16 protein-coding genes are annotated in these 20,887 nt (G+C 70.3%); 10 read left to right on the top strand and 6 right to left on the bottom strand.

Features of this window, described 5'->3' with window-relative positions; translation table 11 throughout:
- Positions 1-76: 76 nt before the first annotated feature.
- Positions 77-1,708, bottom strand: a complete 1,632-nt coding sequence (locus ABT070_RS18205; protein WP_351761374.1) for a hypothetical protein — start codon at positions 1,706-1,708, stop codon at positions 77-79.
- 431 nt (positions 1,709-2,139) lie between these two features.
- Between ABT070_RS18205 and ABT070_RS18200 the strand changes: the two genes are divergently transcribed.
- Together ABT070_RS18200 and ABT070_RS18195 are read left to right on the top strand one after the other, a co-directional pair.
- Complete coding sequence (locus tag ABT070_RS18200) at positions 2,140-3,285, top strand: glycoside hydrolase family 18 protein (protein ID WP_351761468.1); 1,146 nt, start codon at positions 2,140-2,142, stop codon at positions 3,283-3,285.
- Between the two features lie 58 nt (positions 3,286-3,343).
- Positions 3,344-3,679 carry a hypothetical protein gene (locus tag ABT070_RS18195; RefSeq protein ID WP_351761372.1) on the top strand — a complete coding sequence of 112 codons (336 nt, stop codon included), beginning with the start codon at positions 3,344-3,346 and terminating at the stop codon, positions 3,677-3,679.
- On the opposite strand, the gene ABT070_RS18190 is transcribed toward ABT070_RS18195, so the two are convergent.
- Genes ABT070_RS18190 through ABT070_RS18175 form a run of 4 tightly spaced genes read right to left on the bottom strand, consistent with a single transcriptional unit; the run spans position 3,660 to position 7,524 of the window.
- Positions 3,660-4,430 (bottom strand): succinate dehydrogenase/fumarate reductase iron-sulfur subunit, encoded by a 771-nt coding sequence (locus tag ABT070_RS18190; RefSeq protein WP_351761370.1) that lies wholly within the window; start codon positions 4,428-4,430, stop codon positions 3,660-3,662. The genes ABT070_RS18195 and ABT070_RS18190 overlap by 20 nt on opposite strands.
- A complete protein-coding gene (locus ABT070_RS18185) occupies positions 4,427-6,364 on the bottom strand; it encodes a fumarate reductase/succinate dehydrogenase flavoprotein subunit (protein ID WP_351761367.1) in 1,938 nt (645 codons plus the stop codon). Before ABT070_RS18185 ends, ABT070_RS18190 begins: the two co-directional genes overlap by 4 nt.
- A 17-nt stretch (positions 6,365-6,381) precedes the next feature.
- Positions 6,382-7,215 carry a succinate dehydrogenase subunit SdhC gene (sdhC, locus tag ABT070_RS18180; protein ID WP_351761364.1) on the bottom strand — a complete coding sequence of 278 codons (834 nt, stop codon included), beginning with the start codon at positions 7,213-7,215 and terminating at the stop codon, positions 6,382-6,384.
- Between the two features lie 18 nt (positions 7,216-7,233).
- The gene (locus ABT070_RS18175) at positions 7,234-7,524 is read right to left on the bottom strand and encodes an Rv0250c family protein (protein WP_020127964.1); all 291 of its coding nucleotides are present in this window, start codon (positions 7,522-7,524) and stop codon (positions 7,234-7,236) included.
- Between the two features lie 318 nt (positions 7,525-7,842).
- On the opposite strand from ABT070_RS18175, the gene ABT070_RS18170 reads away from it, so the two are divergent.
- The 7 genes from ABT070_RS18170 to ABT070_RS18140 all read left to right on the top strand — a co-directional run bounded on the left by ABT070_RS18170 (position 7,843) and on the right by ABT070_RS18140 (position 19,037).
- The gene (locus ABT070_RS18170; RefSeq protein WP_351761361.1) at positions 7,843-10,026 is read left to right on the top strand and encodes an ABC transporter family substrate-binding protein; all 2,184 of its coding nucleotides are present in this window, start codon (positions 7,843-7,845) and stop codon (positions 10,024-10,026) included.
- A gap of 159 nt (positions 10,027-10,185) precedes the next feature.
- Positions 10,186-12,093: a translational GTPase TypA gene (gene typA / locus ABT070_RS18165; protein ID WP_351761358.1), complete on the top strand. Its 1,908-nt coding sequence runs from the start codon at positions 10,186-10,188 to the stop codon at positions 12,091-12,093.
- 671 nt (positions 12,094-12,764) lie between these two features.
- Positions 12,765-13,799: an ABC transporter permease gene (locus ABT070_RS18160; protein ID WP_351761355.1), complete on the top strand. Its 1,035-nt coding sequence runs from the start codon at positions 12,765-12,767 to the stop codon at positions 13,797-13,799.
- Between the two features lie 65 nt (positions 13,800-13,864).
- Positions 13,865-15,670, top strand: coding sequence for an ABC transporter substrate-binding protein (locus ABT070_RS18155; RefSeq protein WP_351761352.1), 1,806 nt, complete (start codon positions 13,865-13,867; stop codon positions 15,668-15,670).
- Positions 15,671-15,793: 123 nt separating this feature from the next.
- A complete protein-coding gene (locus ABT070_RS18150) occupies positions 15,794-16,774 on the top strand; it encodes an ABC transporter permease (RefSeq protein ID WP_351761349.1) in 981 nt (326 codons plus the stop codon).
- Positions 16,775-16,805: 31 nt separating this feature from the next.
- Complete coding sequence (locus ABT070_RS18145; RefSeq protein WP_351761347.1) at positions 16,806-17,867, top strand: ABC transporter ATP-binding protein; 1,062 nt, start codon at positions 16,806-16,808, stop codon at positions 17,865-17,867.
- Positions 17,868-17,915: 48 nt separating this feature from the next.
- On the top strand, positions 17,916-19,037 hold the full coding sequence (locus tag ABT070_RS18140) for an ABC transporter ATP-binding protein (protein ID WP_351761344.1): 1,122 nt from the start codon (positions 17,916-17,918) through the stop codon (positions 19,035-19,037).
- A 352-nt stretch (positions 19,038-19,389) separates the two neighbouring features.
- Here the strand turns inward: ABT070_RS18140 and ABT070_RS18135 are convergent, their stop codons facing one another.
- Entirely contained in the window at positions 19,390-20,130 is a 741-nt protein-coding gene (locus ABT070_RS18135; protein ID WP_351761341.1) for a methyltransferase domain-containing protein, read from the bottom strand.
- Between the two features lie 97 nt (positions 20,131-20,227).
- Between ABT070_RS18135 and ABT070_RS18130 the strand changes: the two genes are divergently transcribed.
- Complete coding sequence (locus ABT070_RS18130; RefSeq protein ID WP_351761338.1) at positions 20,228-20,734, top strand: DinB family protein; 507 nt, start codon at positions 20,228-20,230, stop codon at positions 20,732-20,734.
- Positions 20,735-20,887 lie beyond the last annotated feature (153 nt).

The following is a 20,887-nucleotide window of genomic DNA, read 5'->3' as shown; positions in this document are numbered from 1 at the left end:
GGCCCCTGCCCCGAGGGCCCTCTGTCCCGACCGCCTGCCGACCGCTTTCCGGCCCTCTCCGGCGAAGGGCCGACGGTCACTCGGGGATCCGCGCCGCCCGGGCGGGCCGCGCCGGGCCGGCGAAGCCCGCGGGCGTCCCGTCCTCGGGGTCCTCGGCCGGGACGATGCCGCCGAGCACGGCCCCGCCGGTGCCGGCCGTCACTTCGGCGCCCGCGGCACCCACGTACGGGTTCCCGTGCGCCCGCACGTCGCGCTCGGCCAGCTCCCGGGCCTCCAGGGCGAGGACGTCGGCGGGCGGGCGGTCCGCCGGGTCCCCCGTGGCGAGGAGCCGTTCCGCCTCCGCCAGCCGGGTGCGCGCGATGGCGCCGACCGCGCCCCGGTGCGTCGCGACGAAGTCGGCCGCGGCGGCGGTGGCGGTGCGGGCGGTGATGAGAGCGGCGGCCGGCAGCACCCCGGCCCGCCCCGAGGCGACCGGCGCGACAGCCCGTACGACCCGGCGCAGCACCCCGACGGGATCCCCGGGCTGCCCGCCCGTCAACTCCTGCCGCACGGAGCCGAGCACGGCGTCGGCGTGCACCAACCGGACCTGGAACCCGCCCGGGGCCGTCCCGGTGGCACCGGGGGGCGCGCTCGGCTCGGGGCGTCCGGCCGGCTCCGCCTGTCGTCTGACCCAGGCCAGTTCCGCCTCCGCGCCCGTGAGAGCGGCCGGCACGGTCCGTTCGGCCGACCGCAGCTCCGCGGCCAGCCGGTCGACGCCCTCGACGAAGACGGCCGCCTGGGCGACGGCGCCCTCGGCGGCCCGCAGTTGCCGGGCCGCCCGTTCCGGCCGTCCCGAATCGGCCGACTGCCGGGTCTGGTTCAGCCGGACGGTGGCGAACAGGAGGCGGTCCTTGGCCTGTTCGACGCTCCCGGTGACGGCGGCGGTGGCGATCGGCGCGTACCGGCCATGGAGCCCGGCGAGGACCGCCTCCGAGGCCGCGGCGCGCCCCGCCAGCTCCCGGAACCGGCCCTCGGCGACCCCCAACGCCTCACCCAGCCCCTGTTCCAGTCCCCGCAGCCGCCCGAACTCCCCGGCCACGGAGTCCAGCCGCCGCCCGGCCTCCGCACACCGTCCGACGATTCCGGCGAGCGCGTGCCCCCGGGCCGCCTCCTCCGCCGGCACCCCCTCGTCGTACCGCTGCCGCATCCGGAACGCGGCGGCGAGTTCGGTCTCCGCCTCGCGGACGGCCCGGCGGAAGGTCTCCAGGTCCTCGGCGGCGCACAGGGCATCGGCGAAGCCGAGCTCGGCGCGCGCCGCCCGGATCCGGTTGTCGGCCTCGACCAGCGCCGCGCAGGCCTGTTCGTCGAGGGCGGCGAGGGGCGGCGACGACCCCGGCGGCGGTGGGCTGCCGACCCCGCCGGGGGTCGTCCGGGCGCGGGTGCGCCGGACGCGCCGTACGTACCCGTACCCGGCGATCGCCCCGGCCGCGCCGACCGCCACGAGCGGCAGCACCAGATCGACGGTGGACCTTTCGTCGGCCTCGGCCGCGGCGGCGCTCGCGCCGGGCGCCGGGTTCTTGATCGCAACCGGAGTGTCGCCACCCGACGTCATCCCTGGCAACACCAGCCACACGACCCCGACCGCCCCGCCCAGCACGGCATGCGCCACCCGCACGGATATGTGCGACTTGGCACGCCGCGGCCGGCCTCGGAGCAAGGAAGAGGTCACATTTGGGAGCGTATGGCCGCGATTACGGCGACGCGACCGGGATGCACCCGAGTCGGGGGCGGTGGGACGGAACGGCACGCGAGGGGGGAACCGCGATGGAACGGCCACCGGGTCGGACGGACACGAAATCGGGGACGGGGACCGGCACGGAGACGGAGACCGGCACGGAGACGGCGACGGAGCCGGAGGCGGAGCCCGAGAAGGAGAGGGCGACCGGCACAGCGGCGGAGGTGAAGGGGGAGCCGACGCCCGAGTCCGAGTCCAAGTCCAAGCCCGAGTCCGAGCCCAAGTCCGAGTCCGAGCCCGAGCCCGAGTCCGAGTCCGAGTCCGAGCCCGAGTCCGAGCCCGAGTCCGAGCCCGAGCCCGAGTCCGAGCCCGAGTCCGAGCCGGAGCCGGAGCCGGAGCCGGAGCCGGAGACGGGCCCGGCTGAGGTGTCGGGAGAGCCTGTTGCGGCGGACGGCGTGAGCGTTGCGGGAGGTGCCGGAGGCACGGGTGGCGCGGGTGACACCGGCGGCGCCGAGGGGAGCGGGACCGGCGACGATCCCGCGGCCGGGACGGTTCGCCGGCGCGGGCGTCGCGGACGCCTGGTGCGTCGTACCGTCCTCGCCCTGGTCCTGCTCCTCCTGGTCCCGGTCCTCGCCGCCGAGACCGCCCTCCGGGTGAACTACCTGGGCGACCCGGCCGACGGCACGTACACCCGGGGCAAGGACGCCATCTGGCTGGGCCACGCCTGGGTCGACGGCCGTAAGACCGACGCCGACGTCAAGGCCCTGGCCGACCGCCTCGGGAAGACCGGCATCCGCGACCTGTACGTCCACGCGGGCCCCCTGGAGCACAACGGCGCCCTCCCCGCCTCCGCTTACGCGGGCGCGGGCCGGTTCATAGCCACCGTCCACCGGGAAGCGCCGAAGCTCCGCGTCCAGGCCTGGCTCGGCGACGTCCTCGCCAGCGAGAGCCCTAACGGTATGCGGCTGGAGCGGGCCGAGACCCGCGCCGCGGTCGTGCGGTCCACCCGCGAGATCCTCGCCGCCGGCTTCCAGGGCGCCCACTTCGACCTCGAGCCGCTCCACTCCGACGACGGCGACTACCTCGGCCTCCTGGACGACCTGCGTGCCGTCACCCGGGCACAGAACGCCCAACTCTCCGTCGCGGCCCACCAGATCGACCCGGTCCCCGGCTTCCACTCCTTCTGGGGCACGACCACAGGACACCCCAAGTGGTGGTCGCAGAAGTTCTTCGGCCAGGTCGCCCGCCGCGTCGACCAGATCGCCGTGATGTCGTACGACACCATGCAGCCGCTCCAGAGCACGTACGGCGGTTACGTCGCCCAGCAGACCTCGCTGGCCCTGGAGGTCACGCCGGCCTCCACCGACCTCCTGATGGGCCTGCCCTTCTACCACGAGAACCGGTTCGGCCACTGGAATCACGCCGAGACCGTCGCCGCCGCCGTCCGGGGCGTCCGGCTGGGGCTGTCCCGTACCGACGCCGACCGTAAGAACTTCGGCGTCGCCGCGTACGTGGACTTCGCGGCCACCGAGCAGGACTGGACGTCGTACGAGGAGGGCTGGGTCCGGTAGATCCGGCAGTCCCGTCGGAGCCCTCCCCTCGTCCCGGTCCGGGTGGGATCATGGGCGCATGCTGCACTGGAGTCTGGTGGTCACGGCCGTCGTCTGTGTGACGGTCATGGCGGTGGTCGGTATCGCGGCCGTCACACGGGAGTGGGTGCCGCCGTTCGGCCGCAGGCGGGTGCTGCGGCCGCGGCTGTGGGGTGTCGGAGCCCTGATGAGCGCCCTGGGCCTGGGCCTCTTCATGTTCCTGGGCCCGATGGCCTCCCACGACCTGGCGGTCAACTTGTACGTTCCGCCCGCCGGGATGGCCGTCAACCTCGCCGGGCTCGGCGTCCAGACGCTCGCCCAGCGTCCCGGACGCACCCCCCGGCTGCCCCCGGCCTCTACGACGAGCGCCTCCTGATCTTCGATCCCAGCCACACCAGCGGGTCGTACTTGCGGTCGACCGCGCGTTCCTTCAAGGGGATCAGCGCGTTGTCCGTGATCTTGATGCCCTCGGGGCAGACCTCCGTGCAGCACTTGGTGATGTTGCAGTAGCCGAGGCCGTGTTCGTCCTGGGCCGTGCGCCCGCGGTCCAGGCCGCTCTCCTCGGCCGCGTCCAGCGGGTGCATGTCCAGTTCGGCGACCCGCATGAGGAAGCGGGGCCCCGCGAACGCCGTCTTGTTCTCCTCGTGGTCGCGGACGACATGGCAGGTGTCCTGGCACAGGAAGCACTCGATGCACTTGCGGAACTCCTGCGAACGGTCCACGTCCTCCTGGAACATCCGGTACTCGCCGGGGCCGACCCCCTCGGGCGGCACGAACGCCGGAACCTCCCTCGCCTTGCGGTAGTTGAAGCCGACGTCGGTGACGAGATCGCGGATCACCGGAAAGGCGCGCAGCGGTGTGACGGTGATCGTCTCCTCGCGGTCGAACACCGACATGCGGGTCATGCAGAGCAGCCGGGGCCGCCCGTTGATCTCCGCGGAGCACGAACCGCACTTGCCCGCCTTGCAGTTCCAGCGGACGGCGAGATCGGGCGCCTGGGTGGACTGGAGGCGGTGGACGATGTCCAGGACCACCTCACCGTCGTTGACCTCGACCTCGAAGTCCTTCAGGCCGCCGCCCTCGATGTCGCCCCGCCACACCCGGAAGCGGGCCTCGTAGCTGCTCACTCGTACAGCTCCTCTTCGGTGAGGTACTTGACCAGCTCCTCTTTCTCGAAGAGGGCGAGCAGGTCGGGGCGGATGGGTTCGGTGTTCTCGCGGGTGAGGGCGATCCGGCTGCGGACGGGATCCGTCGCCGCCAGGACTCCGGTGGGGTCGGCCGGCGCGCACAGCAGGTTGACGTTGCGCCATGGGCGTTCCATCGTCGGGTGGTCCTCCCGGGTGTGCCCGCCGCGCGACTCGGTGCGCTCCAGCGCCGCCCGGGCCACGCACTCGCTGACCAGCAGCATGTTGCGCAGGTCGAGTGCCAGGTGCCAGCCGGGGTTGAACTGCCGGTGCCCCTCGACGCCGGCCCGCTGGGCCCGTACCCGCAGCTCGGCCAGCTTCTCCAGGGCGTGTGCCATCTCGCCCTCGCGGCGGATGATGCCGACCAGGTCGTTCATGGTCTGCTGGAGTTCCTGGTGGAGGGTGTACGGGTTCTCCGGCGCGTGGTCCGCCCGGTCCCCGGGGCCCTCCGCGGAGAACGGCCGGAGCGCCTCCGCGGCCGCCGCGTCGATCTGTTCGTCGTCCACCGCCGGGCGTCCCCGGACGAGGTCCGACGAGTACCGCGCCGCGTGCAGTCCCGCCCGGCGGCCGAACACCAGCAGGTCGGAGAGGGAGTTGCCGCCGAGCCGGTTGGAGCCGTGCATGCCGCCGGCCACCTCGCCGGCCGCGAACAGCCCCGGCACCCCGCGGGCGGCCGCCGTCTCGGAGTCGACGGCGATACCGCCCATCACGTAGTGACAGGTCGGTCCGACCTCCATGGCCTCCGCCGTGATGTCGACGTCGGCCAGCTCCTTGAACTGGTGGTACATGGAGGGCAGCCGGCGTTTGATGACCTCGGCGGGCATCCGTGTCGACACGTCCAGGAAGACCCCGCCGTGCGGGGAGCCGCGGCCGGCCTTCACCTCCGAGTTGATGGCGCGGGCCACCTCGTCACGCGGGAGCAGCTCGGGCGGTCGCCGGTTGTGGTCCGGATCCTCGTACCAGCGGTCGCCCTCCTCCTCCGACTCGGCGTACTTCTCCTTGAAGACGTCCGGGACGTAGTCGAACATGAACCGCTTGCCCTCGGAGTTCCTGAGCACCCCGCCGTCGCCGCGCACCGACTCGGTGACGAGGATGCCCTTCACCGACGGCGGCCAGACCATGCCCGTCGGGTGGAACTGCACGAACTCCATGTTGAGCAGCGGAGCACCGGCGAGCAGGGCCAGCGCGTGGCCGTCGCCCGTGTACTCCCACGAGTTCGACGTCACCTTGAAGGACTTGCCGATGCCGCCCGTCGCGATCACCACGGAGGGCGCCTGGAGGACGAAGAACCGGCCGGTCTCGCGCTCGTAGGCGAACACCCCGCTCACGCGTGAACCGTCCTTGAGGACCCGGGTGACCGTGCACTCCTGGAAGACCTTCAGCCGGGACTCGTAGTCGCCGGTCTCGCGATGGTCCTCCTGCTGGAGCGAGACGATCTTCTGCTGGAGCGTGCGGATCAGCTCCAGGCCCGTACGGTCGCCGACGTGCGCGAGGCGCGGGTACTCGTGGCCGCCGAAGTTGCGCTGGGAGATCCGGCCGTCCTTGGTGCGGTCGAAGAGGGCGCCCCAGGTCTCCAGCTCCCACACCCGGTCCGGGGCCTCCTGAGCGTGCAGCTCGGCCATCCGCCACTGGTTGAGGAACTTGCCGCCGCGCAGGGTGTCGCGGAAGTGGACCTGCCAGCTGTCGTGCTCGTTGGCGTTGGCCATGGCCGCCGCGATGCCCCCCTCGGCCATCACCGTGTGCGCCTTGCCGAACAGCGACTTGCAGATGACGGCGGTGCGGGCGCCGCGTTCGCGCGCCTCGATGGCGGCACGCAGTCCGGCGCCTCCCGCGCCGACCACGACGACGTCCCACTCCTGGCGGTCGACCACGGACATCAGCAGGCCCCACTCATCTAGAAAAACCTCGGATCGTCGAAGGCACCGGACGCGACGAGATACACGTAGAAGTCGGCGAGCGACACGCTCACCAGCGACACCCATGCCAGCAGCATGTGATGGGCGTTCAGCTTCCCCACGAACCGCCAGGCCCGGTAGCGCACGGGGTGCCGGGAGAAGTGCTTCAGCTGGCCGCCGACGATGTGCCGACAGGAGTGGCAGGAGATCGTGTACGCCCAGATCAGCGTGATGTTGACCAGGAAGACCAGGGTCCCGAGGCCCATGTGGCCCCACGCGTAGTGCTCGTCTCGGAAGGCGAGCACGGTGTCGTACGTCAGGATCCCGGCGACGAGGATCGCCGCGTAGAAGAAGTACCGGTGGATGTTCTGCAGGATCAGCGGGAAGCGGGTCTCGCCGGTGTACTTCTTGTGCGGTTCGGCCACCGCGCAGGCGGGCGGGGACGCCCAGAAGCCGCGGTAGTAGGCCTTGCGGTAGTAGTAGCAGGTCAGGCGGAAGCCGAGCGGGAAGATCAGGATGAGGATCGCCGGGGAGAGGCTCCACCAGCTGCCGAACAGGTCCCAGTTGGGGCCGGACCGCATGCTCTGGCAGTTCTCCGCCAGACACGGGGAGAAGAACGGCGAGACGTACGGCGCCGCGTAGTAGTCCGCGTTCGCGAAGGCCCGCCAGGTCGAGTAGACGATGAACGCCAGCAGACCGGCGGCGGTGGCGGCGGGAGCCAGCCACCAGCGGTCGGTCCGCAGATGGGGAGCGGCGATGGCGGCGCGTCCGGCGCCGCGTACGCCGCTCGGGGGACGATGGTCCGTGGGTGAGGGTTCCGTACCAGTGGCCAAGTCAGGACTCCGGTCGGGTCAGGGGGCGTGCCGGCCCCGGGCGCCGAGTCCCTCGTCGTCCGTGTCGATCCACAGGGAGTCGTCGTACGGGGTGTCGGGGATGGTGACGAGCTCGGGCCTGCGTGACGACCCGGGCTGGGAGGCGGCCTCGCGCAGCAGCGCGACGCTCTCCCTCAGATGGTCGGCGTCGGTACGCACCCGGCGCATTTCCAGGCCGGTGCTGCCGAGCTGCTGCTCCAGGCGGCCGACGGACCGGGAGAGGTCGTCGAGACAGCGCTGGGCCGTTGTGAGGTCGTCGTGCACGGACATGAGCAGTCCTCGCTTCCGTGGGGGCTGGGCCCTGGACGGCAACGTTCATGCGCCTGCGAGTGTTGCGCGTCACACCGGTCGATGTGAAGGCGTGTGCAGCGATTGGCGGGTGCGTTGCTCCGCACGAGTGGCCTTGGAAGGCCCTGCCGCCGTGTCGCCCACGGCAGGCGAACCCTTTCCTCTTCAGTGAGCCATAGATCTGATCAACTCCAAAATACCGCCAAACGTGATCAAAACGCACCCGCGTCGACGTATTCGCGTCCAGGTTTCCGGGGTGTTCGGGTCACCGGCGGCAGCGGCTCACCGGAGGTACCAGAGATGTCCCACGACGGCGTCGGCCCGCGCGCGGTGATGCGCTCGGTCGCCTTCCTCACCGCGGGCGCGCTCGCGGTGCCCCTGCTGTCCGGCTGCGGCTCCGCGGACGAGGCAGGCAAGCCCCTGGCCCGCCAGGACATCGCCCCGGCCGGCCGCGCCCGGATCGCCGAGGGCGGCACGCTGCGCTGGGCCGTGGACGCGGTGCCGGAGACCTTCAACACCTTCCAGTCGGACGCCGACGCCACGACCACCCGGGTCGCCCAGGCCGTCCTGCCCTCGATGTACCGGCTCGACGCGACCGGGCGGCCGCAGCGCGACGCCGACTACCTGGAGTCCGCGAAGGTCGTCGACACCGAGCCCAAGCAGGTCGTCCTGTACAAGCTGAACCAGCAGGCCGTCTGGAGCGACGGCCGGGAGATCGGCGCCGCCGACTTCGCCGCCCAGTGGCGTGCCCTGGCGGGCAAGGACAGCGCCTACTGGACCGCCCGCAACGCCGGCTACGAGCGCATCGAGAAGGTCGAGCGCGGGGCCAACGACCTGGAGGTCCGGGTCACCTTCAAGCGGACCTACGCCGACTGGCGGTCGCTGTTCTCCCCGCTGTACCCGAAGGACGTCATGGGCACGCCCGACGCCTTCAACGACGGGGCGCGCCGCAAGCTGAAGGTGACCGCCGGGCCGTTCGTGGTGAAGAAGGTCGACCGCAAGAAGGAGCAGGTCCGCCTCACCCGCAACACCCGCTGGTGGGGCCGGCCGGCCAAGCTCTCCGAGATCGTGCTGACGGCCGTCCCGAGGGACGAGCGGGCGACCGAGCTGGCCGCCGGGAAGATCGATCTGGCCGAGATCGACCCGGCCGCCGCGCAGCGCGTCGACGGCGCCGCGAACGGCACGGCCGGACCGCTCGCCGGTCCCGGCTCCGAGCGCACCGCCGCGAAGGCGCTGCGCTCCTGGGCGCTCGCCCACGGTTCGGACGAGGAGGAGGCCGAGGACGAGGCCGACGCCCGCACCGAGCTGCGCAAGGCGGTCGCGAAGTGGGAAGGGCAGCAGAAGGCGCTGCGCGACTTCGAGGTGCGCAGATCGCTGGAGCCGGCGTACACGCAGCTGGCGCTGAACGGCGCGGACGGACCGCTGGCGGACGAGCGGGTGCGGCGGGCCGTCGCCCGCGCGCTGGACCGCAAGGCACTGGCCAAGGTCGTGCTGAAGCCGCTGGGGCTGCCCGCGGAGCCCGTCGGCAGCCATCTGGCACTGGCCGGGCAGGACGCGTACGCCGACAACAGCGGGGCGCTCGGCGGCCAGGACACCACCGAGGCGCAGGCGCTGCTCGCGGACGCCGGGTGGGTGCCCGGAGGCCCGGTCAAGAAGCAGGAGAAGGGCGAGAAGGCGGCCGGGTCGGAGGGGAAGAAGGCGGACTCCGACGACGACTCCGCGGACGGCGACGGCACGTACATCGTCGGTGCGGACGACAAGGGGGCGAGCGCGCGCAGGAGCGACGGCGGCGGACGGCAGCTCGCCCAGGACGGCAAGCAGTACAAGCAGGTGCCCCAGGGCGGCGCTCCCGGCGCCTACGCCCCGAAGGGCACGGCCGCGCCGGCCGGCGCCCGGGCCAAGGCGCTGGCCAAGGACGGCAAGGCGCTCAGCCTGCGGTTCGTGCTGCCGTCCGGCCCGGGGTCGGAGCCGCTCGCGGCGGTCGCCGAGCGGATCACGCGGATGCTGGCGAAGGTCGGCATCGGCACGGACATCACCAAGGTCTCGGACGAGAGCTACTTCAAGGACCACATCGCCTCCGGTCAGTACGACCTCGCGCTGTACTCCTGGCCCGGATCCGCCTTCCCCGCCACCGACGCCCGGCCGATCTACGCCAAGCCGGTGCCGGCCGCCGACGGCTCGCTGAGCGTCGAGCAGAACTACACCCGGGTGGGCACCGACCAGGTCGATCATCTGTTCGAGCAGGCGGTCTCGACGCTGGACGAGGACGAGAAACGGTCCCTGATCCGCAAGGCCGACTCCCGTATCTGGGCAGCTGCCGGATCGATTCCTCTCTATCAGCGCCCGCAGCTCACCGCGGTACGGAAGAACGTGGTCAACGCGGGTGCCTTCGGCTTCCAGACCCCCGTCTACCAGGACATCGGCTTCCTGAAGAAGGGCGTCACGAAGGGGGCGAAGGCCTCCGCGAGCCCCTCCGGGAAGTGAGCGCGCGCCGCGCGTGAACCGAGCCGAGTGGCCCTGCGGGGGCCGTCCCCCGCCGGGCCACGTACCATGGGGTGAGGCCGTGGCGTGAGCCCGGCAGGGCCCGCGTAACACAGATGTACGCAGCAGGGTCGCCCTCACACTCCGGGAGAACGCCGCTTTATGGCCACGCGCCACGACATTCGCAACGTAGCCATCGTCGCCCACGTCGACCACGGCAAGACGACTCTGGTCGATGCCATGCTCAAGCAGGCCGGTGCCTTCGCCGCGCACGCTGCCGAGTCGCTCGACGACCGCATGATGGACTCGAACGACCTGGAGCGTGAGAAGGGCATCACGATCCTCGCCAAGAACACGGCGGTGAAGTACCACCCCAAGGACGGGGGGGACGTCATCACCATCAACATCATCGACACCCCCGGTCACGCCGACTTCGGCGGCGAGGTGGAGCGCGGCCTGTCGATGGTCGACGCCGTCGTGCTGCTGGTGGACGCCTCCGAGGGACCGCTGCCGCAGACCCGCTTCGTGCTGCGCAAGGCGCTCCAGCAGCGTCTGCCCGTCATCCTGTGCATCAACAAGACCGACCGGGCGGACTCCCGGATCGACGAGGTCGTCAACGAGACCTACGACCTCTTCCTGGACCTGGACGCCGACGAGGACCAGATCGAGTTCCCGATCGTCTACGCGTGTGCGCGTGACGGTGTCGCCTCGCTGACCAAGCCGGAGGACGGCACGGTCCCGCAGGACAGCGACAGCCTGGAGCCGTTCTTCTCCACGATCCTCTCGCACGTCCCGGCCCCGCAGTTCGACACCGAGGCCCCGCTCCAGGCGCACGTCACCAACCTGGACGCCGACAACTTCCTCGGCCGTATCGCGCTGCTGCGCGTCGAGCAGGGCGAGCTGCGCAAGGGCCAGACGGTCACCTGGATCAAGCGCGACGGCACCCTGTCCAACGTGCGCATCACCGAGCTGCTGATGACCGAGGCGCTCACCCGCAAGCCGGCCGAGATGGCGGGCCCCGGTGACATCTGTGCCGTGGCCGGTATCCCGGACATCATGATCGGTGAGACCCTCGCCGACCCCGAGAACCCGATCGCGCTGCCGCTGATCACGGTCGACGAGCCGGCGATCTCCATGACCATCGGCACGAACACCTCGCCGCTGGTCGGCCGCGGCGGCACGGGCAAGGGTGCCTCGGCCAAGGCCGCGGTCAAGGACCGCAAGGTCACCGCCCGTCAGGTCAAGGACCGCCTGGACCGCGAGCTGGTCGGCAACGTCTCGCTCCGCGTCCTGGACACCGAGCGTCCCGACGCCTGGGAGGTGCAGGGCCGCGGCGAGCTGGCGCTGGCCATCCTGGTCGAGCAGATGCGCCGTGAGGGCTTCGAGCTGACCATCGGCAAGCCCCAGGTGGTCACCCAGGAGATCGACGGCAAGGTCCACGAGCCGGTCGAGCGCATGACGATCGACGTCCCCGAGGAGCACATGGGCGCGGTCACGCAGCTCATGGGCGTCCGCAAGGGCCGGATGGACAACATGTCCAACCACGGTTCGGGCTGGGTCCGTCTGGAGTTCGTCGTTCCGTCCCGCGGCCTCATCGGCTTCCGGACCGAGTTCCTGACCGGCACGCGCGGCACGGGCATCGCCCACTCCATCCACGAGGGCCACGAGCCGTGGTTCGGCGTCCTGACGACCCGTAACAACGGTTCGCTGGTCGCCGACCGCGCGGGCGCCGTCACCGCCTTTGCGATGACGAACCTCCAGGAGCGCGGCGTGCTGTTCACCGACCCCGGCACCGAGGTGTACGAGGGCATGATCGTCGGCGAGAACTCCCGCGCCGACGACATGGACGTGAACATCACCAAGGAGAAGAAGCTCACCAACATGCGCTCCGCCGCGGCCGACTCGTTCGAGGCGATCGTGCCGCCGCGCAAGCTGTCGCTCGAGCAGTCGCTGGAGTTCTGCCGTGACGACGAGTGCGTCGAGGTGACCCCGGAGGCGGTTCGCATCCGCAAGGTCGTGCTCGACCAGCGCGACCGCGCCCGCTCCGCCAGCCGCGCCAAGCACGGCTGATCCGCGGGTAGTTCGGCACCACAGCACACTCTGAAGCCCGGGTGTCCCCAGCATGGGGACACCCGGGCTTTCTGCAACCCGTTTTTCGGGGCTCTCGCGGTGACCTCTGTCCGAAATGCGGTGATCCTCGCCCGATACCCATGTAACAAGTCCGTTTCGCGGCCTTCTCGCGCCAGAGACTTTGTCCGGATTTTGGAAGATCTAGGCGTCAGCTGTGACTGAATTGAGATTTAAAGACGGTGGTCGGCACATGGCGCATGCCAGATAGTTAGCCGCGTAACGCTCGGGTCAATGGGTCTCGCGCTGTGGGGACAGCGCCGACTCGCGAGCACCAGGGGGTGTCTGACCCTCCGTCAGGGGTGTCGGAGGTCGGACGAGCGCCCCCTCCTGTCGGTGAACACGTGGAGTCACAAGGAGGATCCCCATGCCAGTCAAGCTGCCCATGCGGTCCAGCACCGGTCTGTCCGCCCACGCCCGCGGCGACTGTCACTGACCTGACGTCCGGCCGCCGACTGCGGCCGTTCGGCTACGCGCGTCCGGCTGCGGCTTCTTCCGTGCCGTCCGTCCGGCGCGCGCCGGCGTCCCTTCATGCACCGATCGGCGATCACGCGGCAGCCCGCGTCCGTCGCCGGCTCGGCACACCCACACCCGTGAAGTGAAATGGGCGAACTGTGACAAGTCCTACCGACATCGACGGCGGCGGTACGTCGGTCGTGGTCGACGGCGACCAGGACCCGGCGTCGGCACCCGAGGCCAGGGTGCCCGTGGGCCGGTCTCCCGGTCAGCTCATGTGGCTCCGCTTCAAGCGGGACCGTACGGGCGTGATCTCGGCCTACGTCGTGCTGTTCTTCTTCCTGGTCGGCCTGCTCGCCCCGCTGATCTCGAAGCTCTACGGCAAGAACCCGTACACCGTGTTCGCGGACGAGCGGCCGGAGTTGTTCGACAGCGCGGGTGTGCCGGTGCAGCCCAACGGCGGGATCAGCGGCGAGTTCTGGTTCGGCCTCGAACCGGGCAACGGCTACGACGTGTTCACCAAGTTGCTCTACGGCATCCGCAACTCCCTGGGCATCTCCCTCGCGGTCACCGTCGCCACCGTGCTGACCGGCATCGTCCTCGGGGTCGCGGCCGGCTATCTCGGCGGCAGGACGGACTTCCTGATCAGCCGGGTGATCGACTTCCTGCTCGCCATTCCGGCCCAGCTGTTCTTCATCGCGAGCATGCCGGTCGTGGTCTCCCTGTTCGTCAGCCCGCGCGACGAGACGCCCGTCTACGTCCGGGTCGTCGCCCTGATCTCGGTGCAGTGGGTCCTCGGCTGGATGAGCCTCGGCCGCATCCTGCGCGGCACCAGCCTCGCCCTGCGGGAACGGGAGTTCATCGAGGCCGCCAAGGTGAGCGGGGCGCCGCCGGGGCGGATCATCCGCAAGGAGATCCTGCCCAACGTGGTCACGCCGATCCTGGTGCAGGCCACCTACATGCTGCCGAACTTCGTGACCGCCGAGGCCGGTCTGTCCTTCCTCGGGGTGGGACTGGTCGAACCGACGCCGGACTGGGGCCAGATGTTCTCCAAGGCGGCGACCGAACTCGTGATGCAGAACGACATCACCTACATGTTCTTCCCCGGCGTCTCGATGATCATCTTCATCGTGGCGTTCAACCTGCTCGGGGACTCGGTCAGGGACGCCTTCGACCCCAAGACGGCGCGCTGATCCGCACATCACGTTCTTTGGACTCACAGACTGCTGGACTCACAGAGATGGGTGGGAAACGAGTGATGGGTAAGGGTGGACGCCGCGCGTACGCCGCGCTCTCGCTGGTCGCTGCGGGAGCGCTCGTGCTCTCCGGTTGCAGCGAGGGCGGCAGCAAGGAAGGCAGCAACAAGGACGACAAGGAGAACGCCCAACGCCAGCAGTCCTCCATCGACTTCGGCGACGTGAAGGCCTCGACGGGCCCGGCCGCCGAGGTCCCCGGCGCCAAACCCGGAGGCGCGGTCACCGTTCTCCAGAGAGACAGCTACGCGCACCTCGACCCCGGGCAGATCTACGTCTCCGACGAGATGGCGCTGTCGCAGCTCATCCACCGCGGTCTGACCGGCTACAAGGCGACCGGTGACGACGGCAAGAAGCACGAGGTCGTCGGCGACCTGGCCACCGACAGCGGGACCACCACCGACGGCGGCAAGACCTGGAAGTACACGCTGAAGGACGGGGTCAAGTGGGCCGACGGCTCCGCGATCACCGCCACCGACGTGCGTCACACCTTCGAGCGGCTGTTCGCGCCGTTCGTCGCCAACGGCCCGACCTTCATCCAGCAGTGGCTCGCCGACACGCCGGGCACCGCGTACCGCGACCTGCTCAAGGACGGCCCGTACAACGGCAAGCACCTGCCGGACACCATCCTGGAGACGCCGGACGCGAAGACGATCGTCTTCAAGTTCAAGAAGGCCAAGCCCGACCTGCCGTACGCCCTGGCCATGGCCGGCTACTCGCTCGTCTCGAAGGCCAAGGACACCAAGGAGAAGTACGACAAGGCCCCGATGACCGCGGGCCCGTACAAGATCCAGGACTTCAAGTCCGGCAAGTCGATGGTCCTGGTGAAGAACGCCAACTGGGACGCGAAGACCGACCCGATCCGGCACCAGTACATCGACCAGTTCAACTTCGCGTTCAACAAGCAGTTCGAGGACTCCACCAAGGCCATCCTCGACGACTCCGGGGCCAACGCCACCGCGGTCAGCTTCAACAACGAGGTCGACGCGGGCAACCTGTCCAAGGTCCTCGCCGACGCGACGCTGAAGTCCCGTACGGTCTCCGGCTATCAGCCGTACGTGGGCCAGATCGACATCAACCTGTCCCACAAGGAGATGCAGGACAAGACGGTCCGCGAGGCCATCGCCTACGCCCTGCCGATCACCCCGTTCGTGCGTGCCTACGGCGGTACCGCGGCCCGCGAGGTCGCCGGCGGTCTGATCAGCCCGACCGTCTCCGGCTACAACCCGAACTTCGACCCCTTCGGCAAGAAGAAGAAGCCGGCCGGTGACCCGGTCAAGGCCAAGGAACTGCTGGAGAAGGCCGGCAAGACGGGTCTGAAGCTGACCTTCGGCTACATCAACACCCCTGAGGGCCAGCAGTACTCCACCGCCATGGCCGCGGGTCTGGAGAAGGCCGGCTTCGACGTCCAGCGCCAGGAGATCCCGGCCGAGACGTACTACGACCAGGTCGGCAAGGTCGAGAACAACTTCGACATCTACCACACCGCGTGGGGCGCCGACTGGCCGAGCTCCTCGACCGTCATCCCGCCGCTGTACGACGGACGCCAGATCCAGGACGGCGCCGCGAACTACTCGCACATCAACGACCCGAAGGTCAACGCCGACATCGACAAGGCGAGCACCATCACGGATCCGATCAAGGCCGCCGAGGCCTGGAACAAGATCAACGAGTACATCGTGAAGGACGTCGTCTCCAACATCCCGACGGCGTACTACAAGCAGACCCAGGTGGCCGGTTCGAAGATCGGTGGCCTCGTGTACGACGACGTCATCGGCGGCATCGACCCGCGCAGGCTGTTTGTGAAGTAACCCCTTCCCGAGCGCGGCGCCCGGTGCGCCCCGTCCCGCTTCCGCGACGGGGCGCACCGGCCCGCACGGCCCTTTGAGCCGGCTCCACGAGCCGGCCTCACGAGCCCGAAAGCTGCCACTGAGATGCTGCGCTTCCTTCTTCGCCGGACCCTCGGCTCGCTGGTGATCCTGGTCCTGCTGACCGTCGTCGCCTTCCTGCTGTTCTTCGGCATGCCCCGTGACCCGGCGCTGCTGATGTGCGGCAAGACGTGCACGCCCGACGCGCTGGCGAACATCCACCGCACGCTCGGCATCGACAAGTCGATCCCCGAGCAGTTCTGGATCTTCCTGCAAGGGCTGATCGCGGGCCGGGACGACTTCGCCCAGGGGCCCTGCCCCGCCCCCTGTTTCGGCTACTCGTACCACACCAACGAGCAGGTCTGGTCGACCCTCATGGACCGGCTGCCGCTCACCGTCTCGCTCGCGCTCGGCGCCACCGTCGTCTTCCTGTTCGTCGGACTCGGCACCGGGATGCTGGCCGCCTGGCGGCGCGGCACGCTCATCGACAAGTCGTTCACCGCAGGTTCCATGGTGCTCAGCTCGATGCAGATCTACTTCCTGGGCCCGCTCGCCCTCGCCGTGCTGGTCTACCAGACCCATATCTTCGACGAGCCCCGGTACACCGAGCTCACCCGGGATCCCGTCGCCTGGTTCACCGGGCTGATGATCCCCTGGGTCGTGCTGTCCACGATCTTCGCCGCGCAGTACACCCGTATGGCGCGCTCGTCGATGATCGAGCAGCTCCAGGAGGAACACATCCGCACCGCCCGCGCCAAGGGGATGAGCCGGCGGTACGTCTTCTTCCGGTACGCCTGGCGCGGTTCCCTCATCCCGATCGTCACCATCCTCGGCATCGACCTCTCCTCGATGCTCGGCGGCGCGATCATCACCGAGTACACCTTCGGACTGCCCGGCCTCGGGCATCTCGCGGTGGAATCCGTGCAGTTCAGCGATCTTCCGCTGCTGCTGGGCGTGATGCTCTTCGCCGCCGCCGTCATCCTGCTGTGCAACATCGTCGTCGACGCCTGCTACGCCTTCATCGACCCGCGCGTACGGCTGTCCTAGCCGTTTCCGGACTGTCGTCAGGAGCTTTGTCGTGACCACTGTGACCAAGGAGGCCGGGGCGCCCGTCCCGGCCGGCGCGGGCGCGTTCCTCTCGGTGCGGGACCTGCACGTCAGTTTCACCACCGAGGACGGCGCCGTCCGGGCCGTCGACGGGCTCTCCTTCGACCTCGAACGCGGCCGCACCCTCGGCATCGTCGGCGAGTCCGGATCCGGGAAGTCCGTCACCAACCTGACCGTCCTCGGGCTGCACAACCCCATGTTCACCACCGTCGAGGGCGAGATCCTGCTGGAGGGTCAGGAGCTGACCACGGCCCGGGAGTCGGAACTGGAGAAGCTGCGCGGCAACAAGGTCGCGATGATCTTCCAGGACCCGCTCACCGCGCTCTCCCCGTACTACACCGTCGGCCGGCAGATCGCCGAGCCGTACATGAAGCACCGGGGCGCCTCGAAGAAGGCCGCCTGGGAGCGGACGGTGGAGATGCTCGGCAAGGTCGGCATCCCCAACCCCCGCGAACGGGCGAAGGACTACCCCCACCAGTTCTCCGGCGGGATGCGCCAGCGCGCGATGATCGCGATGGCGCTGATCTGCGACCCCGACCTGCTCATCGCCGACGAGCCGACCACCGCGCTCGACGTCACCGTCCAGGCGCAGATCCTCGACCTGCTCAAGGACCTCCAGCGGGAGTTCGGCACCGCGATCATCTTCATCACGCACGACCTCGGTGTCATCGCCGACATGGCCGACGACATCATGGTGATGTACGCGGGCGGCGCGGTCGAGCGCGGGACGACCGAGCAGGTGCTGCGCTCACCACAACACCCGTACACCTGGGGTCTGTTGAACTCCATGCCCCGGCTGGACTCGGACCTGGGCACTCCGCTCGCCCCCATCCCCGGCGCCCCGCCGTCGCTGCTGAACCCGCCCTCCGGCTGCCGCTTCCACCCCCGCTGCACCTTCCGGGACCGGGTCGGCGGCAACCGCTGTGTCACCGAACGTCCCCTGCTGGCCCCGGACCGCGCCTCCGCCTGCCATCTCACGGCGGAGCAGAAGCGGACCATCTTCGTGGACGAGATCAAGCCCCGACTGGGGTAGGGGCAGGACCTTGAGGAGCAAGCACGTGAAGAAGGCCAGGAGGAGCACGTGAAGAAAGAGGAACTCGTACTCCCCGCCCCGCGTGAGGCGGGCGCCGACGGAGAGGGGGAGCAACTCCTCGTCGTGGAGGGGCTCACCAAGCACTTCCCGGTCAAGGGCGGCTTCCCGATCCGGCGTACGGTCGGCCAGGTGCAGGCCGTGGACGGCATCGACCTGAGTGTGCGGGCCGGCGAGAGCTTCGGCCTGGTGGGGGAGTCGGGGTGCGGCAAGTCGACGACGGGCCGGCTGATCACCCGGCTCCTGGAGCCCACGGCCGGGACGATCACCTACCGCGGGCAGGACATCTCGCACGCCTCGCGCCGGCAGCTGGCGCCGATCCGGTCCGAGATCCAGATGATCTTCCAGGACCCCTACTCCTCCCTCAATCCCCGGCAGACGGTCGGCAAGATCATCTCCGGGCCGATGGAGGTCAACGGGATCGAGCCCGAGGGCGGCCGGGAGAAGCGGGTACGTGAGCTGCTGGAGATCGTGGGTCTCAACCCCGAGCACTACAACCGCTTCCCGCACGAGTTCTCCGGCGGCCAGCGCCAGCGCATCGGTGTCGCCCGTGCGCTGGCGCTGGAGCCGAAGCTGATCGTGGCCGACGAGCCGGTCTCCGCGCTCGACGTGTCCATCCAGGCGCAGGTCGTCAACCTGCTCCAGCAGGTCCGGCAGGAGCTCGGCATCGCGTTCCTGTTCATCGCCCACGACTTGGCCGTCGTACGGCACTTCTCCCAGCGCGTGGCGGTCATGTACCTCGGGAAGATCATCGAGGTCGGCGACCGCGACTCCATCTACACCCGGCCCCGGCACCCGTACACCCACGCGCTGCTCTCCGCGGTCCCCGAGGTGAACGTCGCCGGCGGGGAGACGGCCGCACGGGAGCGGATCCGGCTCGCCGGGGACGTGCCCTCGCCCATCGCCCCGCCCTCGGGGTGCCGGTTCCGGACCCGGTGCTGGAAGGCGCAGGACAAGTGCGCGGTCGAGGAGCCGCCGCTGGTCCGTATCTCCGGCAACCACGACGGCCATCTGACGGCCTGCCATTTCCCGGAGGAGCCGACGATCGAGGCGCGTGCGGAGGACATCGTGCTGGACCCGGCGCTGGCGGCGCTGGAGGAGGGGCGCGAGTAGCTCCGGCGGGCCGGCGGCTGATTTCCGGTGGCGCCCCGGCGGGTGCCTGTTTTTCGGTGGCGTCCGGCGGGTGCGGGTCTGTTGTGGCTGGTCGCGCAGTTCCCCGCGCCCCCTGAGGGGTGGTGGTTCCGGGCGTGTTGTGTCGGGTGCCGGTTCGTGGTGGCTGGTCGCGCAGTTCCCCGCGCCCCTGGGGCCCTGCGGGGCCCGCAGGAGCCTACGGGCCGCAGGGGCCGCCGGGTCGTCGGGGTCGTCGTGCCGCAGGGGTCGCCGGGCCGTCGGAGCCGTCGGGTCGGCGGGCCGCAGGGGTCGCCGAGGCCGCCGAGGCCGTCGGGACCGGGAGGTCCGTTCGGGGTCATCCGGCCGGGGTTGCCACCGTGATGATCTCCGGGCTCGTCCGGGTCAGCGGACGCCGGTCCCAGTCCCCGTACTGCTCCTCCACCCGCAGCCCCGCCTCCGCCAGGAAACCGGTCAGGCTCCCCGGGTCCAGGAAGCGGAGGGTGGCGCGGCCGGTGTGGCGCTGGGGCCAGCCGGGGGAGTCGAAGGTCTCCGTGAACGTGACCCGGTCGCCGTACGGTTCGTCCTCCACCTCGTGCCAGACCCGTACGACCCGGCCGTCGGCGTCGGTGACCTCGCGGACGTGGTCCGGGGTCCAGGTCTCCCAGGCCCGCGCGGCCGGGTTGCGGGTCTCGAACACGAACCGTCCGCCGTCGCCCAGGGCCGATCGTACGGCGCGCAGCGCGCCGCGCAGTTCCTCGTCGCCGAGAAGTACCTGGAAGGCATGACCCGTCATGACCACCAGGTCGAAGTCGGCCTGCCACAGACGGATGTTGAGGTCCCCCAGCAGCCACTCCACGTCGGGCGCCCGGCGCCTGGCCTGGACGAGCATCGCGGCCGCCGGGTCGAGGCCCATGAGCCGCCCCGGGTGGCCGTCCGACGCGGCCCGCGCGAGGAGCCGGCCCGTACCGCAGCCGACGTCGAGCACCGAGTCGGCGGATCTCACCAGGTTCAGGTAGAAGTCGTCGTCCGGCCCCCACGGATTGATGCTGTCGTACAGCGCGGCGAGTGTCAGATCCGCGAACGAATGATCGACCACCGCGGCAGTGTGCCACACCTCGGTGCGGCACAGGACAAGATCCAGAACATCCGAATCCCCTCGACAAGCGGTCCGGCGGCCGGACATGCTCTGCGCGATGAAGAGAACGGACGACATGCCCCCCGCGTGGGACGAGCGCACCCAGCTCACCACGTTCCTCGACTACGCCCGGGACACCGCGCGCGCCAAGTGCGAGGACCTCTCCGACGCGGACGCCGGCAGGGCGCCCCTGCCGGGTTCGCCGCTGATGACCCCGAGCGGCCTGGTCAACCATCTGCGCTGGGTCGAGTACTACTGGTTCCGGGTCGTGTTCCTCGGCGAGGAGGACGAGGGACCGTGGACCGACGAGGACCCCGACCGCGAGATGCGCATCGCCGTCGACCTCCCGCTCGCGCAGGTGCTCGACGAGTACGCCGAGCTCGCCGGGCGGCACCGCGAACTGGTCGCCGGGCACGACCTGGGCACCAAGGCACAGCGGGCGGCGAGCGACGGCCGCCATGTGGACCTGCGCTGGATCCTCCTGCACCTGATCGAGGAGACGGCCCGGCACAACGGCCACCTCGACATCCTGCGCGAACTGATCGACGGCCGCACCGGCGTGTAGGGCCCCGCGCGTCCCCCGTGGTGGAGGGGGTCGCCGCCGGCCGGGCCGGGGCGCAAGGCGGATGAAAGATCGCCGAAAGGCTCCGGAAAGGCGGCTCGGCGAGACTCTCGTACGGGGCGGGCGACCGACGGGGGACACGCGGCGCCCGCCCCG

It is taken from the genome of Streptomyces sp. NPDC002884, assembly GCF_040295245.1.
Taxonomy (GTDB): domain Bacteria; phylum Actinomycetota; class Actinomycetes; order Streptomycetales; family Streptomycetaceae; genus Streptomyces.
The sequence above is the reverse complement of the archived record's forward strand: the minus strand, read 5'-3'. Positions and strand labels throughout refer to the sequence as shown.

Bases quoted from the DNA above. Each gene is read 5' to 3' on its own strand.
- ABT070_RS18195 (WP_351761372.1), top strand. From the start codon at position 3,344: ATGCTGCACTGGAGTCTGGTGGTCACGGCCGTCGTCTGTGTGACGGTC.
- ABT070_RS18185 (WP_351761367.1), bottom strand. From the start codon at position 6,364: ATGTCCGTGGTCGACCGCCAGGAGTGGGACGTCGTCGTGGTCGGCGCG.
- ABT070_RS18175 (WP_020127964.1), bottom strand. From the start codon at position 7,524: ATGTCCGTGCACGACGACCTCACAACGGCCCAGCGCTGTCTCGACGAC.
- ABT070_RS18170 (WP_351761361.1), top strand. From the start codon at position 7,843: ATGTCCCACGACGGCGTCGGCCCGCGCGCGGTGATGCGCTCGGTCGCC.
- typA (WP_351761358.1), top strand. From the start codon at position 10,186: ATGGCCACGCGCCACGACATTCGCAACGTAGCCATCGTCGCCCACGTC.
- ABT070_RS18155 (WP_351761352.1), top strand. From the start codon at position 13,865: ATGGGTAAGGGTGGACGCCGCGCGTACGCCGCGCTCTCGCTGGTCGCT.
- ABT070_RS18150 (WP_351761349.1), top strand. From the start codon at position 15,794: ATGCTGCGCTTCCTTCTTCGCCGGACCCTCGGCTCGCTGGTGATCCTG.
- ABT070_RS18130 (WP_351761338.1), top strand. From the start codon at position 20,228: ATGAAGAGAACGGACGACATGCCCCCCGCGTGGGACGAGCGCACCCAG.